Source organism: Sphingorhabdus sp., assembly GCF_041737645.1.
GTDB lineage: Bacteria > Pseudomonadota > Alphaproteobacteria > Sphingomonadales > Sphingomonadaceae > Sphingorhabdus_B.
The window spans coordinates 1-14117 of record NZ_JBGSRI010000021.1 but is presented as its reverse complement, the minus strand read 5'-3'; the positions used below and the strand labels follow the sequence as shown (position 1 = coordinate 14117).

Annotated in this window: 17 protein-coding genes; 6 read left to right on the top strand and 11 right to left on the bottom strand. The window is 54.8% G+C overall.

Annotation, left to right across the window (positions count from 1 at the left end):
* The first annotated feature begins 58 nt into the window (after positions 1–58).
* The 5 genes from ACEW72_RS02605 (at position 59) to ACEW72_RS02585 (ending at position 4054) form a co-directional block, all read left to right on the top strand.
* Positions 59–601 carry a DUF3617 domain-containing protein gene (locus tag ACEW72_RS02605; RefSeq protein WP_373474825.1) on the top strand — a complete coding sequence of 181 codons (543 nt, stop codon included), beginning with the start codon at positions 59–61 and terminating at the stop codon, positions 599–601.
* Positions 598–1152: a DUF3617 domain-containing protein gene (locus tag ACEW72_RS02600; protein ID WP_373474824.1), complete on the top strand. Its 555-nt coding sequence runs from the start codon at positions 598–600 to the stop codon at positions 1150–1152. The genes ACEW72_RS02605 and ACEW72_RS02600 overlap by 4 nt, the downstream gene beginning before the upstream one ends.
* Complete coding sequence (locus ACEW72_RS02595; RefSeq protein ID WP_373474823.1) at positions 1149–2306, top strand: serine hydrolase domain-containing protein; 1158 nt, start codon at positions 1149–1151, stop codon at positions 2304–2306. Before ACEW72_RS02600 ends, ACEW72_RS02595 begins: the two co-directional genes overlap by 4 nt.
* A gap of 64 nt (positions 2307–2370) precedes the next feature.
* The gene (locus ACEW72_RS02590) at positions 2371–3705 is read left to right on the top strand and encodes a M20 family metallopeptidase (protein ID WP_373474822.1); all 1335 of its coding nucleotides are present in this window, start codon (positions 2371–2373) and stop codon (positions 3703–3705) included.
* A 49-nt stretch (positions 3706–3754) separates the two neighbouring features.
* Positions 3755–4054 (top strand): HNH endonuclease, encoded by a 300-nt coding sequence (locus tag ACEW72_RS02585; RefSeq protein ID WP_373474821.1) that lies wholly within the window; start codon positions 3755–3757, stop codon positions 4052–4054.
* On the opposite strand, the gene ACEW72_RS02580 is transcribed toward ACEW72_RS02585, so the two are convergent.
* From ACEW72_RS02580 to ACEW72_RS02565, 4 genes are all read right to left on the bottom strand, one after another.
* On the bottom strand, positions 4051–5061 hold the full coding sequence (locus tag ACEW72_RS02580; protein ID WP_373474820.1) for a TerC family protein: 1011 nt from the start codon (positions 5059–5061) through the stop codon (positions 4051–4053). The two genes, ACEW72_RS02585 and ACEW72_RS02580, sit on opposite strands and share 4 nt — an antisense overlap.
* A gap of 82 nt (positions 5062–5143) precedes the next feature.
* Entirely contained in the window at positions 5144–5332 is a 189-nt protein-coding gene (locus ACEW72_RS02575; RefSeq protein ID WP_373474819.1) for a DUF465 domain-containing protein, read from the bottom strand.
* 241 nt (positions 5333–5573) lie between these two features.
* The gene (gene dapD / locus ACEW72_RS02570; protein WP_373474818.1) at positions 5574–6413 is read right to left on the bottom strand and encodes a 2,3,4,5-tetrahydropyridine-2,6-dicarboxylate N-succinyltransferase; all 840 of its coding nucleotides are present in this window, start codon (positions 6411–6413) and stop codon (positions 5574–5576) included.
* A complete protein-coding gene (locus ACEW72_RS02565) occupies positions 6410–7084 on the bottom strand; it encodes a pyrimidine 5'-nucleotidase (protein WP_373474817.1) in 675 nt (224 codons plus the stop codon). Before ACEW72_RS02565 ends, dapD begins: the two co-directional genes overlap by 4 nt.
* Before the next feature lie 379 nt (positions 7085–7463).
* Here ACEW72_RS02565 and ACEW72_RS02560 point away from each other — a divergent pair, with 379 nt between their 5' ends.
* Entirely contained in the window at positions 7464–9653 is a 2190-nt protein-coding gene (locus ACEW72_RS02560; protein ID WP_373474816.1) for a S8 family peptidase, read from the top strand.
* Between the two features lie 9 nt (positions 9654–9662).
* Here ACEW72_RS02560 and ACEW72_RS02555 read toward each other — a convergent pair whose 3' ends face one another.
* From ACEW72_RS02555 to ACEW72_RS02525, 7 genes are all read right to left on the bottom strand, one after another.
* Positions 9663–10019 carry a HesB/IscA family protein gene (locus ACEW72_RS02555; protein WP_373474815.1) on the bottom strand — a complete coding sequence of 119 codons (357 nt, stop codon included), beginning with the start codon at positions 10017–10019 and terminating at the stop codon, positions 9663–9665.
* Positions 10016–10474: a DUF59 domain-containing protein gene (locus tag ACEW72_RS02550; RefSeq protein WP_373474814.1), complete on the bottom strand. Its 459-nt coding sequence runs from the start codon at positions 10472–10474 to the stop codon at positions 10016–10018. Before ACEW72_RS02550 ends, ACEW72_RS02555 begins: the two co-directional genes overlap by 4 nt.
* Positions 10471–11682, bottom strand: coding sequence for a cysteine desulfurase (locus ACEW72_RS02545; RefSeq protein WP_373474813.1), 1212 nt, complete (start codon positions 11680–11682; stop codon positions 10471–10473). The genes ACEW72_RS02550 and ACEW72_RS02545 overlap by 4 nt, the downstream gene beginning before the upstream one ends.
* Positions 11679–12404, bottom strand: a complete 726-nt coding sequence (locus ACEW72_RS02540) for a SufD family Fe-S cluster assembly protein (protein ID WP_373474812.1) — start codon at positions 12402–12404, stop codon at positions 11679–11681. Before ACEW72_RS02540 ends, ACEW72_RS02545 begins: the two co-directional genes overlap by 4 nt.
* Before the next feature lie 106 nt (positions 12405–12510).
* Positions 12511–13254 carry a Fe-S cluster assembly ATPase SufC gene (sufC, locus tag ACEW72_RS02535; RefSeq protein ID WP_373474811.1) on the bottom strand — a complete coding sequence of 248 codons (744 nt, stop codon included), beginning with the start codon at positions 13252–13254 and terminating at the stop codon, positions 12511–12513.
* Positions 13255–13256: 2 nt separating this feature from the next.
* Positions 13257–13781 (bottom strand): N-acetyltransferase family protein, encoded by a 525-nt coding sequence (locus ACEW72_RS02530; RefSeq protein WP_373474810.1) that lies wholly within the window; start codon positions 13779–13781, stop codon positions 13257–13259.
* A partial coding sequence (locus tag ACEW72_RS02525; protein WP_373474809.1) for a SufD family Fe-S cluster assembly protein occupies positions 13778–14117 on the bottom strand: 340 nt, incomplete at its 5' end. The genes ACEW72_RS02530 and ACEW72_RS02525, both read right to left, overlap by 4 nt.

The window sequence follows — 14117 nt, the reverse complement described above, 5'->3', positions numbered from 1 at the left end:
CTTTTGGACGGCGCAGGGACACAAAGCGGAAATCAAACATAAGCGGGAGGGAAAACCCATGCGTAAATTTCTGATCTTAGGTGCAGCCGTGCTTGCTATTTCGGCATGTTCGGAAAAAGGTGCGGATGCCGACGGCGATGGCAAGATTTCCGATGCCGAGGCTAAGGCGGAGATGTCGGATGGCGGCTCGATGGCCATGAAACCGGGCGAGTGGGAAGTGAAAATCAGCTTCAACAAGATTGACGCGCCGGGAATCCCCGCCGAACTGCAAGGTAAAATGAAAGAGCAAATGGGCAAAGGCATGACCCAGAAAAGCTGCCTTACGCAAGAACAGGTCGACAAGCCTGGCGGCGATTTCTTTGGCGCACCTGCGGAAGCCAATTGTACATTTGAAGAATTGAGCCGGTCAGGCAACAGCATGAAGGTTGCGATGACGTGTAAGCCTGCGGGTAATATGACGATCAAGAGCAAGATGGATGGAAAATTTGCAGCCGAAACCTATACGATGAATATTGATCAAAGCACCGAAGGTACGCCGATGGGTGCGGTGAAGATGACTGGAAAGATAGAAGGCAAACGCGTCGGGGATTGTCCGGCATGAACCGCCTCTGGGTCGCAACAGGGGCGCTGATCGCTATTATATCTCTAGTGTCTTGTTCAGACAATGGCGCAGACAAGGATGGTAACGGGATCGTTGATAGTAAAGAGCGTGCCGCCGAAATGGATTACGATGCCTTTATTCCGATGAAGGCAGGGCTTTGGGAAACCAAATTTGTCTTTTCGGACATCAATGTACCAACATTGGGCAAGTCGGAAAAGCAGCAGATAATGGATGAGATTGCCAAAAGCGCGTCCAGCCGTAGTTGCCTATCGGAGGCAGAGGCAAAGAAACCGGGAGCGGATTTCTTCGGCGGCGATGGTGCTGAAAAATGCCTGTATAAGGCTTTTGATGTTTCCGGACAGAATGTCCGGCTAAAACTGAGCTGTGGCATGGAAGGCATGGGCAGTATCGATATGGAACTGGCCGGCGTAATGGGCGAAACTGCATTTAATTATGAAAGCGCAGTGGATGTCCGTTTGCCAATGTTTGGCAAGGTAAAAATGAAAGGCAACGCAATAGGTAAATATATCGGAGCCTGCCCCAAAACATGACAGGCCGGTTCCGTCATTTCGGTGTCGCAACGTTGGTGGGACTCTTTCTTGGATTGACGGGCTCGCCGGAGCAAGCCTTCGGCAAACAGGGTTCGAAAAATGAAATTCGTCCCGCAAAAGTTATGGTAGACTTCACTTCTTCGACAATTTCGACGCGTTTTGTTCAAGGCAATGCCGGTGTAAAAGATCGGCTCGTAACGATTGGCGACCCTGTTCGTGTTGCATCCATTTCAAAGCTAGTGGTGGCTTTGGGTGTGATGCGCTTGGTAGACCAGGGAAAGCTTGATTTGGACCGGGATGTGAACGCTTATCTCGGTTGGTCAGCACGCAACCCTGCTTTTCCCGATGCGCCTATTACGCTGCGTCAGATATTGTCGCATCGGTCGGGCCTGCGCGATATGGTCGATTACATCATTCCCCTTGATGGTAACCTGCAACAAGTTTTGGCTGCAAATAAAGCGTGGGATTTACGATATCCTCCCGGGGATTACTTTAATTACGCGAATATCAATTCGCCATTAATTGCCGCAATAATGGAGGGCGCCACCGGTGAACGCTTTGATCGTTTGATGGCGGGTCTGGTATTGGCACCGTTGAAGCTTGATGCATGTTTTAACTGGGGCGCAGGCTGTAGCGCAAAACGGCGAGCAAAGGCCGTAACGCTACTTCGACCAAATGGAGATCTGGCCGCTGATCCGGCGTTTAGCAAGAAAGTCATTTGCAATGTTGCTCCTGCAACCGATGGGAATTGCAATATCGACGCGCTCTATCGGCTTCGTCTTAACGGATCGACATTCAGTCCGCAGGGAGGTTTGCGAATTTCAGCACGCGATCTTGCAAAAATTGGGCAGCTGTTATTGAAAGGAGGCCAGCCTCTATTGTCGAAAAGGTCGTTCGAAGAAATGGTCGGGGCGTCATGGACTTTCGACGGAAGCAATGGCCAGGATGACCATGGATATTTCAAAGCTTATGGTTTGGGCGTCCACTTGCTTGATGATGGAAATGGCGGTCAATGGATTGGCCATGTCGGTGAGGCATACAGCCTGCGCGCGGGGTTCTGGGTCAATCGCAAAAGCGGGCGCGGTTTTTTTCAATATGTAAATATGATCGATGAATTCGCACCTGTTGGCCATTGCTTCGATAGTTGCCCATGATACATTGCAGGCAATCTGGAGGCGGCATAGACATTGATGTGCGCGCAAAGGAACAAGGGGCAGGATGATGCAAAAGAAATTGATTTTGGCTTTATTAGGCGGCGCAATGCTATCAGGATCGGTGATGGCCAAGCCTGACTATTCGGCTGACATAAAGGCCGATTATGACAAATCGCTGGCCGCTTTGTGGGATCATTTCCATCGCAACCCCGAACTGTCGTTCCGCGAGTTTAAGACCGCCGCACGGATGGCGCAGGAATTGCGCGCCGTTCCCGGTATGGTCGTTACCGAAAAAGTCGCCCAGACAGGCGTCGTTGGCGTATTGAAAAATGGGGATGGACCAGTTGTCCTGGTGCGTGCGGACATGGACGGGCTTCCGGTTCAGGAACGGTCCGGTCTTGCCAATGCTTCAACCGTTCGACAGGTTGGCGTGGATGGTCTTGAAATGCCCGTCATGCACGCGTGCGGGCACGATGTGCACATTACGTCGCTCGTCGGAACGGCGCGACAATTGGCGGCTATGAAGGATCGATGGAAAGGGACCGTTGTATTCATCGTACAGCCCGCTGAAGAACGTGTCGGCGGCGCAGATGCGATGATTAAAGACGGTCTGTATACGCGTTTCCCCAAACCGGATTATGCCTTGGCTTTCCATGTCGCGGCGGAATTGGAAACCGGAAAGATTTCCGCATCGGAAGGCATTCAGTATTCATCCGCCGACAGCGTCGATATCCGAGTCCCCGGTATAGCTACGCATGGCGCAGCACCCCAACTTGGTAGAGATCCGGTTTATATTGCTTCGCAAATTGTAGTTGGACTTCAGTCGATAATCAGCCGGGAAAAAGGACCGCTGGAACCCGGGGTGATTACGGTCGGAGCTTTTCACGCAGGAACCAAGCATAACATTATTTCCGAATTTGCTGATCTGCAAGTCACCGTTCGTGCGAACAGTCAGGACGTGCGCGACAAGCTAATCGCCTCCATCGAACGCGTTGCGGTAGGTATTGGCCGCGCGCATGGGTTGCCAGAGGACAAGCTGCCCATCGTCAAAGTCATTGAATCGACACCAGTCACCGTCAATGATGCGGCGCTGGCGCGTCGGTTGAATGGTGCCATTGCAAAGGCGCTGGGTCCGGACGTTGTCGTTCCATTCCGTCAGACCACTATGGGGGCAGAGGATTTTGCTTTCTTTGTCGATCCCAAGTTCAGCATACCAGGATATTATTTTGGCGTTGGGGGCACTGCACCGGAGTGGATTGAAACAGCAAAAAATGGTGGCAAGCCCGTCGCGGGGCATCATTCTCCATTGTTCAAGATTGATCCCGAACCTTCAGTCCGGCTGGGAATTGAAGCAATGACTGCGGCTGTGCTTGATCTTCTCGGCACGACAAAAAGTTGATGTCTGGCGATAGGCGTTAAATAGGGTGGCTCGCAAATCGCGCGATTACTTGGACGATGAAGAGTCCGCATCAGCCGAACCAGCCGTCACTTGCTGGCTTTGCGGCCGTGAAATGGGCGAGATAACCGAATGGCATCATCCTGTGCCCAAAAGCCGGGGCGGCAAGTCGCGCGAACCTGTACATCCGATTTGCCACAGGACAATCCACGCGAACTTTAGCAACAGTGATTTGGAAAAGCGCTTTTCCAATGTCACTGCGCTTTTGGCCCATGAAGAAATCGGGCGGTTTGTGGCATGGATTGCCAACAAGCCGCCCGACTTTAACGCACCGACAAAGGATAGGCGTTAACTGAGTGCCGCCTCTTCCTCGCCCCTTGTTTTCCAGAGGGAGTAGAAAATCCCTCCAAGAATGAGGCCGAATGTTACGGCCAGGCTTACTACCGGCGGAAATTTGTCGCCGCTCAGCAGAAAGTCGGAGACAAAGATTTTGGAACCGATGAACACCAGCACAAGCGCCAACGCATATTTCAGATAATGGAAGCGATGGACCATTGCGGCGAGCGCGAAATACAAGGCGCGCAGACCCAATACCGCCATGATGTTTGACGTGTACACGATGAACGTATCGGTTGTGATCGCAAAGATAGCCGGGACTGAATCGACCGCGAACACAAGGTCCACGACATTGATAACCACCAAAGCCAGGAATAGTGGCGTGGCAGCCAAAGCCAGCTTTCCGGTCTTTGTGTCGGGAACGCGAACGAAGAATTTCTGCGCATGCAATTCAGGCGTTACCCGCATCATGCGCGAAATAAACCGAACGGCGGGGTTGTTTGCGACGTCCATCGGCTTGTCGCTGGCGAACAGCATTTTTACGCCGGTTGCGATCAGGAACAGTGCAAAGATGTACAGCACCCAATAGAATTGCTCAACCAAGGCAGCGCCCAGAGCAATCATCACGCCACGTAGAACAATAACGCCAATTATGCCCCATAATAAAGCGCGATATTGATATTTTGGCGGTATCGAAAAGGTTGTGAATATTAGGCCGATGACGAATATATTGTCGATCGATAATGCTTTTTCGATGAAAAATCCGGTATAATATTTCATTGTCAGGTCGGCACCAATTTCGGCGCCGAACGTGGCAGTTTTCTGGAAATAGACCCAGACGCCGAATGCCAAAGCGATGCTGATATAAAAGGCCGACAGTTTCAGGCTCTCGCCAATCCCCATCTCGCGGTCTTCCTTGTGCAAAATGCCAAGATCAAATGCGGTCAGCGCCACGACCAGGCCAAGAAAAGCCATCCAGAACCACACTGGTGTGCCCAGCCAGTCCATTAGTAAAAATTCCATATTCTATTCCCTGTTACCAGCCCAAAAGACACCATATGGACAGGCCATATGGTGTCGGGAGAGGGCTTGTTTCTCCATATTATTAAAGGTGGGGTCGCTTATTGTGCAAACGCTTTTCCGCGCTCGCCTGCAGACGATCCTTGACGACCAATTTTAGCCGTTTCAGCTTCTGGATCCGGAACAGGTCAGGCCAGCGCATCTTGAGTTCGGCACGCAGCTGATGGTCCAGTTTTTGGTGAAATTGCATCAATCGAAATGACGTAAGTGTCATAGCTACATCCTCTTTGAACAAATTTGGGTTCAATCGGATGCTCCGGTCACCGGAGAGGTAGCGTTTCGGGTTTGGGGGAGGGAACCACCAAGCCAGTGCACCGGAAACATCCGATGCGGCCGACATCACGTTGCTTCAAAAAGAAGCGAGCGCCAGAGGGGCCCGGTCCGCCCTTTTTTAATGGAGCGATTCGCTCTGATTTGCAAGAGCGAATTTTATCGATGCTACTCGACTGAGCGATCTAATCCCTCAACAGATCGTTTATTGCGGTTTTTGCGCGGGTTTGGGCGTCCACGCGCTTAACAATAACCGCGCACGAAAGGCTGGGCCCGGGGCTGCCGTCGGGCAAGGGTTTGCCGGGCAATGAACCCGGAACGACCACCGAATAGGCCGGAACCCGTCCCACAAAGACTTCGCCTGTCGTGCGATCAACAATCTTGCTTGTCGAGCTGATGAACACGCCCATGGACAAGACAGCGCCTTCTTCGACAATTACACCTTCGACGACTTCAGAGCGTGCGCCGATGAAGCAGTTGTCTTCAATGATGACCGGGCCTGCCTGTAATGGTTCAAGTACGCCGCCTATCCCGACGCCGCCCGACAGATGCACATTCTTTCCGATTTGCGCACAACTGCCCACCGTTGCCCAGGTGTCAACCATCGTCCCTTCGTCGACCCGGGCACCGATGTTGACAAAACTCGGCATAAGAACGACATTTTTGGCGATAAAGCTTCCATGCCGCGCTACGGCGCCCGGAACGACACGAAAGCCTGCATCTTTGAACCGGTTCGCACCCCAGCCGGCAAATTTTGATGGAACCTTGTCATAAGCAGGAGCGCCCGAGGCACCTCCGTCGACCACCGCATTGTCGTTCAAGCGGAACGACAGCAATACTGCCTTTTTAAGCCATTGATTGACAAGCCACTGCCCTTCGCGCTTCTCCGCCACGCGAAAACGGCCGTCATCCAGCCCAGCCAATGCAGTGTTAACGGCATCACGCACTTCGCCTTGTGTCGCCACACTGATCTGCTCCCGATCATCCCAGGCATTGTCGATTATTACGGAAAGCTGCTCTGTCATAACGCTCTTTCAATGCTTTGAATTGACGATAGCCATTCGGCGACATCGGCAATTTCATGGTCGATATGGCCCACACTGCCGCTGCTATCAGCTTCTCCGGCGTGTTTCACCCAAATAGTTTTCATTCCCATTGCTTTGGCAGGGACCAGATTATGGGCAGAATCTTCGACGAAAAGCGACGTTTTCGCGTTGATTTCAAGTTCCGCGCATAATGCGGCGTAGCTGTCCGGATTTGGTTTTGGTAGATGATCCATTCGGTGAATATCGAAAATATCCTCGAAAAGATTGTCCAGCCCGCGTGCCATCAAAACACGATGGGCATAAGGTGCGTCGGCGTTTGTGAAAATCAGTTTCCTGCCGGGCAATGCTTCGATTTGCGCGCGCAATACGGGCGCGGGCGACAGCAACGACAAATCGACGTCATGAACAAAATCAAGATAGCCATGCGGATCCACTTGATGCTCGCGCATTAAGCCGCCCAAGGTCGTCCCGTACTTCTGCCAATATTGGTACCGGATCAGATGTGCTTCTTGTGAGCCGATCTTAAAAAAATCCTGCACGAAAAGCGCAATTCTTTCGCGTACCTGTGCCATTATATTTGCTTCAGGAGGATAGAGAGTCAGATCAAGATCGAAAATCCAGGTGTCGATATGGCGGAAAGCTTGTTGCATCGAAATTTGCCTAAACTTCTATTTGACATATCTCAACAATTCTTAGGGTCGGGAGCAATTTAGTAGGGTTAATAGCTTTGGATATAAATGTTCTTAAGTTTTTTGAAAGTGATGCCGTCCTATCTAATTCCACTCTGAAAAAAGGCTGACCCGGCGATGCAACAAGCTCATAAAAACAATAGGATTGTAATCGGCTCTTCGATTGTATTTGCCCTTACATTGTCGGCTTGCGGTGGCGGCGGTGCAAGTGGGGGCGGCGTGAGTTCGACACCTCCACCTCCGCCCGCCCCCACAATTGTTGCGCCTCCTCCACCTCCACCTCCGCCACCCCCACCCCCCCCCTCCACCCCCGCCTCCCCCGACCACCAATTTTGCCACGATGGAATATAACCGGTCGGATGGGCCAGGATTCCACAATGCCGTCACTGCCTATCAGTCGGGCGCATCGGGCGCAGGCATCACGGTTGGCGTTATCGATTCAGGCATTGATCCCAACAGCCACGAATTTGCCGGACGAATTCACGCACAATCAGGCGATGTGACGGGCGCTGGACGCGCCTTGGGAGATGAAGACGGACATGGCACCGAAGTATCGCGTGTAATTGCCGCTGCAAAAGATGACCGCGACACACACGGCATTGCATTTAACGCAACCATATTGTCGCTGCGCGCGGATCAAGCCGGCAGTTGCACAGCCCCCGCGACAGGAGATGACGAAGCCGGTTGCTCCTTCTTTGATTCTTCAATCGCAGCCGGTATCAATCGCGCAACCGATATTGGCGCACGTGTCATCAACATATCATTGGGCGGGGCAGGTGGAGCCAATGCGGCCCTCCGAAGCGCAATAAATCGCGCTACCCTTGCCGGTATAGTCATCGTGGTTTCCGCCGGGAACGAAGGCAATAGCACCGCGCCTGAATTTGATCCGAATAGCCCGAGTCCGTTTGCACAAGCCTTGGTTGCGAGCGGAAATGGGCTGGTCATTATTTCGACGTCAGTCGACGATCAAAACGTGATTTCGGATTTCAGCAACAAGGCGGGAGTGTCGCAAAACACAAGCTTATCGGCGCTGGGGGAGGGAATCTGTTGCGAATATGTAAATGATACCATCAATCGTATTCAGCAGAATGGCCAGACTCTGGTGCGTGTTTTCAATGGTACGTCATTTTCCGCGCCGCAAATTGCCGGTGCCGCCGCATTGCTCGCACAAGCATTTCCAAATCTGACGGGCACGCAGATCGTCAATCTTTTGCTGACGAGTGCGCGCGATGCAGGGGCACAGGGTACCGATGCAATCTACGGACGCGGTATATTGGATATTGCCCGAGCCTTTGCCCCGGTTGGAACGACGTCATTGGCAGGAACAACGACAGTTGTGCCCATTGCTGGGAATGGAGGTACGACATCGGGCGCTATGGGTGACGTCGCTCTTTCCAACCAGCCAATTAACGCGGTTATATTGGACAGCTATGGCAGGGCCTATGATATAGATCTGGCGCATGGGTTGAATGCAGCGACGCCCAAATTGCGCCTGACACCGGCACTGGTTGATCAGGGGCGGTCGGTGAATCTGGGTGTTGGAACAACCCAGATTGCCTTTTCAATCAGCGCTGGATCAACCGGAGCGGCGAATATACTTCCCTTGGCGCTGTCGGATGGACAGCAAAGACAGGCCCGCGTTCTGGCGGGGCGGGTAAGTGCCGCCATTTCGCAAGATATGCGATTTAGTCTGGGCATAAGGCAGGCGGCTTCGGCACAAGTCGTAGCCTTACAGGATATGCACAGCGGCGCATTTTTGACCGCGACCGAGGCCCGTCTCGACGGCGGATTTGAACGGCAGCCGGGCAGTTCTGTGGCGCTACGACGGCAGATGGGGGCATTCGGCCTGACTGGCAGCATCGAAACGGGCGATGCACGTCTGTTCGAACGTGCGGGAGGTGAATTTGACCGCAGCGGCCAACGTAAATATCCCTACGCAACGCTTGGATTGTCGTTGGACAGGCGGGTCGGCCCGGCAAAATTTGCGCTCGGTACCAGTTGGATGCGGGAGGATGAGACAATTCTGGGTTCGCGTTTTGCCCAGTTTATCGGCCAGAATGGCGCGCGCACTCTGTTTTTAGACGGTAATGGCGAACTGGCTTTGGGAACGGGCTGGAGTCTTGGCGCAAGTTGGCGGCAAGGGTGGACTTATGCCAACAGCGGCGCTGCGATCTCGGGACAAAGCCAATTGAGCAGCAACGCATTCTCGTTTGATATCGCCCGCATCAATGCCTTTGCCAGCGGTGACCGATTGGCGTTGCGGGTCGCACAACCATTGCGTGTATCGGGCGGCGGATTGGCTTTGAATGTGCCTATATCCTATGATTATGCAACTCTAACGCCGACATTTGGTACGCGCCGGTTCAGTCTGGCACCATCGGGCCGCGAAATTGCGAGTGAAATAGCTTGGACCTTACCGATGACCGGCGGCTATTTTTCGTCCAACATATTTTGGCGGCAGGAGCCGGGGCATTATGAAAATCTGTCCGACGATGTAGGTGTGGCTTTCCGGCTGCAATATGATTTCTAAGGTTCGGTTTTAGACAGTAAAGCTTTCGCCGCAGCCGCAGCTGCCGGTGGCATTGGGATTGTTGAACACAAAACCAGCGGCGAATTCGTCTTCCACCCAGTCCATACTTGAACCGACCAGATACAGCACCGACCCGCCATCAATGTAAAGCACGCCGCCGGGCGTGTCGATCTTCTCGTCAAAAGCGACCGCTTCGGTGACATAATCAACCGAATAGGCAAGGCCGGAACAGCCGCGCCGCGGTGTAGACAGCTTTACGCCAATCGCGTCGGCGGGTGCCTTGGCCATCAGCTCGGCGATGCGTGCTTCAGATGCGGGTGTCAGCATTACGGCGGCTGGCCGTGCGCGGGTTTTGATCTCGCTCATAGCATTCCAAGCTCCAGACGGGCTTCATCGGTCATATTGGCTGGAGTCCATGCCGGCTCCCAAACCAGATTGACTTCCGCATCGCCTATCCCGGGCACTGCCCCGACACGAAGCTCGACTTCACCGGGCATGGATTCGGCCACGGGGCAATGCGGTGTGGTTAGGGTCATCGAAACCACGGCATGACCGTCATTGATTTCCACATTGTAGATCAGCCCGAGGTCATAGATATTGACCGGAATCTCCGGATCGAAAATTTCCTTCAGCGCCGCAATGACAGCCTCATACAGGTCGCCATCCGGCTCGCCTGCGGCTGGTGCGGCGGGTTTCTGTGTAAGGAAACCTTCCAGATAGTCCTTCTTGCGCTCAAAGGTTTCCGACGCCGTTTCGATCCGCGCTTTGGGCGGCTTCTCTACGCTGTCGACTTCTTCAATGCGGATGCCATCGTCGCTCATCCGAAAATCCTCTTCACTCGTTCAAGGCCGCGCACCAGCGCCGCGACGTCGTTTTCATCATTATAAATACCGAAACTCGCCCGCGCAGTTGCCGGGACCCCAAGATGGTCCATCAGCGGCTGCGCACAATGGTGACCTGCCCGGATTGCCACGCCTTCTTCATCCAATATGGTGCCGATATCGTGCGGATGCACCCCGTCCATCGAAAAAGACACGATTCCTGCCGATTTTTCGGGGCCGAACAGGGTTATCGAATTGATCGAGCGTAACGCCTCACGCGTTTGCGCGGCAAGTTCGCTTTCATGCGCGAAAATTTCCTCAGGCCCGATCGCGTCGACAAAATCGATAGCCGCGTGCAAACCGATGACTTCGATGATCATCGGCGTTCCCGCTTCGAACCTTGAAGGGGCAGGTGCATAGGTCGTCTTGGCGAATGTGACCCGGTCGATCATCGCGCCACCGCCCTGCCATGGGGGCATCGCATCGAGCGTTTCGGCGGCTGCCCAAAGCACTCCGACACCGGTTGGCCCGTAAAGCTTATGGCCGGAAAGCACGTAAAAATCGCAACCCAGTTCAGCCATGTTGAGCCGCATCCGGGGCGCGGCCTGACAGCCGTCGAGCAGCAGTTTTGCGCCAACAGCATGGGCAGCCTTGGCAGCACGTTTCGCGCCAAGGATTGAACCAAGCACGTTGGACACATGCGCCAATGCGACCAGCTTATGCTGCCCGGTCAGGTTCGCCTCCAGCCAATCGAGGTCGATCAGGCCGTCCGCGGTCAGGGGGCACACATCGATGTGCGCGCCGACCTTTTCGGCCAGCATCTGCCAAGGCACGATGTTGCTGTGATGCTCCAACTGCGACAGCATGATGCGGTCGCCAGCCTTCAGGTTTGCCGGTCCCCAACTCTGCGCGACCAGATTGATGCCTTCGGTTGCACCCCGGACAAAGACGATTTCGTTCGGCGAGGCGGCACCAATAAACCGCGCCACGCGTTCGCGCGCTGCTTCGAAGGCAACGGTCATATTGGCAGAACGCGCATAAACGCCGCGATGGACCGTGGCGTAATCCACGCCACCTGCGCGCATCATCGCGTCCAGAACGCTCTGTGGCTTCTGCGCTGTCGCTGCGGTGTCGAGATAATGCCAGTTGTTGGCAAGTCCGGGGAATTGGGCCTTGATATCGGTCTTGATGGAGACAGGCGCGTTCACACCAATTCCCCCAATTTCGAAAGCGCCGCATCGATGAGCATCTCCTCATCCGCCGCGCCTTCAAACACACCGGCGACGAACGCTTGCAACATCAGTTTCTTGGCATCGGCGGGCGCAATTCCGCGTGCCTGCAGATAGAACAGCCCCATCGGGTCCAGCTCGCCAATCGCACAGCCATGCGCGCATTTGACGTCATCGGCATAGATTTCGAGTTCGGGCTTCGCATTGGCGGTCGCGCTGCGGTCGAGTAGCATGGCCTTCACCGATTGCTCGCTGTCGGTTTGCTGTGCATCGCGGGCTACAGCGACTTTGCCGAGATATGTGCCGGTGGCTGTCCCGGCGAGGACCGAGCGCACGATCTGCGAGGATGTCGCGCCGGGTTCGGCATGGGTGACGGTGGTGATGATTTCCAGCGTCTGTTCCCCGCCGCCAATCTGCACCGCGCCGAGTTTGAAATCGGCACCCTCGTGCAGCGTGACGTTCAACTCCACGCGCCCAAAATCGCCACCGATATTGAGTACATGGATCGCAGCGGTCGCGCCTTTGCCGATGGCGATGTCGAGTTGGTGGATGCTGCCGCTGTCCTGAACGATAGTCCTGGCGAAGCTTCCACCAGCAGGCACAACAACATGCTCCGCGGCTGGCAAAGGCCAAATGCGCGCCAGCGCATCAATATCGCTATAGCGCCAAGCCTCATCACGCTGAGTTGGGAGAGCAGTCATCGCAGTGGCGATCCCTCTGCGGTCTCTGCGCCTCTGCGTGAACTCAATTTTTTTGCACGCAGAGACGCAGAGACCGCAGAGTAAAAGAGGGGGATGCCTGCGGCGCTCATGCGGCCAGTTCCTTATACCCGTCGCGCTCTAGTTCCAGCGCCAGTTCCGCGCCGCCTGTCCGCGTAATCCGGCCACCGTCGAGGACATGGACGAAGTCCGGCTTCACATAATCGAGAAGCCGCTGGTAATGCGTGATCAGCAAGACAGCCTTATCGGGCTTACGCATGATACGGTTGATGCCATCGCCGACGACGCGCAGCGCATCGATATCGAGGCCGGAATCGGTTTCATCGAGGATCGCGAGCGCGGGGTCGATGATGCCCATCTGCACCATCTCGTTGCGCTTCTTCTCGCCGCCGGAAAAGCCGACATTCACCGGGCGTTTCAGCATATCCATGTCCATGCCCAGCGCGCCCGCCTGTTCGCGCGCAACCTTTAGGAATTCGCCGCCGGTCAGTGGAGCCTCGCCGCGATGCTTGCGCTGCGCATTGAGCGCCTCGCGCAGGAACTGCACGTTCGACACGCCCGGAATTTCGACCGGATATTGGAAACCCAAGAACAGCCCAGCGGCGGCGCGCTCGTGCGGTTCTAGGCCAAGCAAATCCTGCCCGTTAAAGGTCACCGAACCCTCGGTCACCTCATAACCGGGCCGCCCCGAAAGCACATAACCCAGCGTCGATTTCCCAGCGCCATTCGGCCCCATGATCGCATGGATTTCACCCGCGCCCAGTGAGAGCGTGAGGCCCTTGAGGATAGGCTTGTCGCCAACATTGGCGTGAAGGTTAGTTATTTGGAGCATTGTCAGTATTTCACTTCGGTAGTTAGGGGGTATCGCTTGTGAACGCGGTCCACTGGCGTACCGTCATTAAGTGCGATGTTCGGCGTCATCGAGTGATCGAAAAACCCCATCTTGGTATAATATGCCAAGCCACCGACGTTATCGGCCCGAATTGTCGCGTTGATGGCGACATGGCCGAACGACTTTGCACGTTCGCGTGTTGCTTTAAACAAGGCCGATCCAATTCCTCGCTGTTTGCCATCAACGCGTGCGAATGTTCCGATGTCGCCAATCTCGTCGGGTAGGCTCGGCTCGCGGACCAACGTCTGAAAGCCTCCGATCCGTCCCGTGATGGGATCGATCGCTACAAAACAGCAGTGCACGGCGGCGCCATCAAGGTAAGTCTCCGCAAGATCGTTCGGCGTGAAAGCCTCTTGAAGCGCAGTCGTGCCACCTCGCGCAATGATAGCGTTGAGCAGTTCGGTCAGTTCTGCAGCGTCGTCGCGCGAAACCTCGCGCACTTGAACGGTGTCTAAGCAGTCGTTCATCCAACCGACCCTTCAAGCGAAATCCCCAACAACTTCTGCGCCTCGACCGCAAATTCCATCGGCAATTGCTGCAGCACTTCCTTGGCAAAGCCGTTGACGATCAGGGCCACGGCTTCCTCGGCGTTCAGGCCGCGTTGCATCGCGTAGAACATCTGGTCGTCGGAAATCTTGCTCGTCGTCGCCTCATGCTCGATCTGCGCGCTGGGGTTGCGGACTTCGATATAGGGGACGGTGTGCGCGCCGCTGAGCGAGCCCAACAATAAAGAATCGCACTGGGTGAAGTTACGCACGCCTTCTGCATTGGGCGCGACGCGGACGAGGCCGCGATAGGTGTTA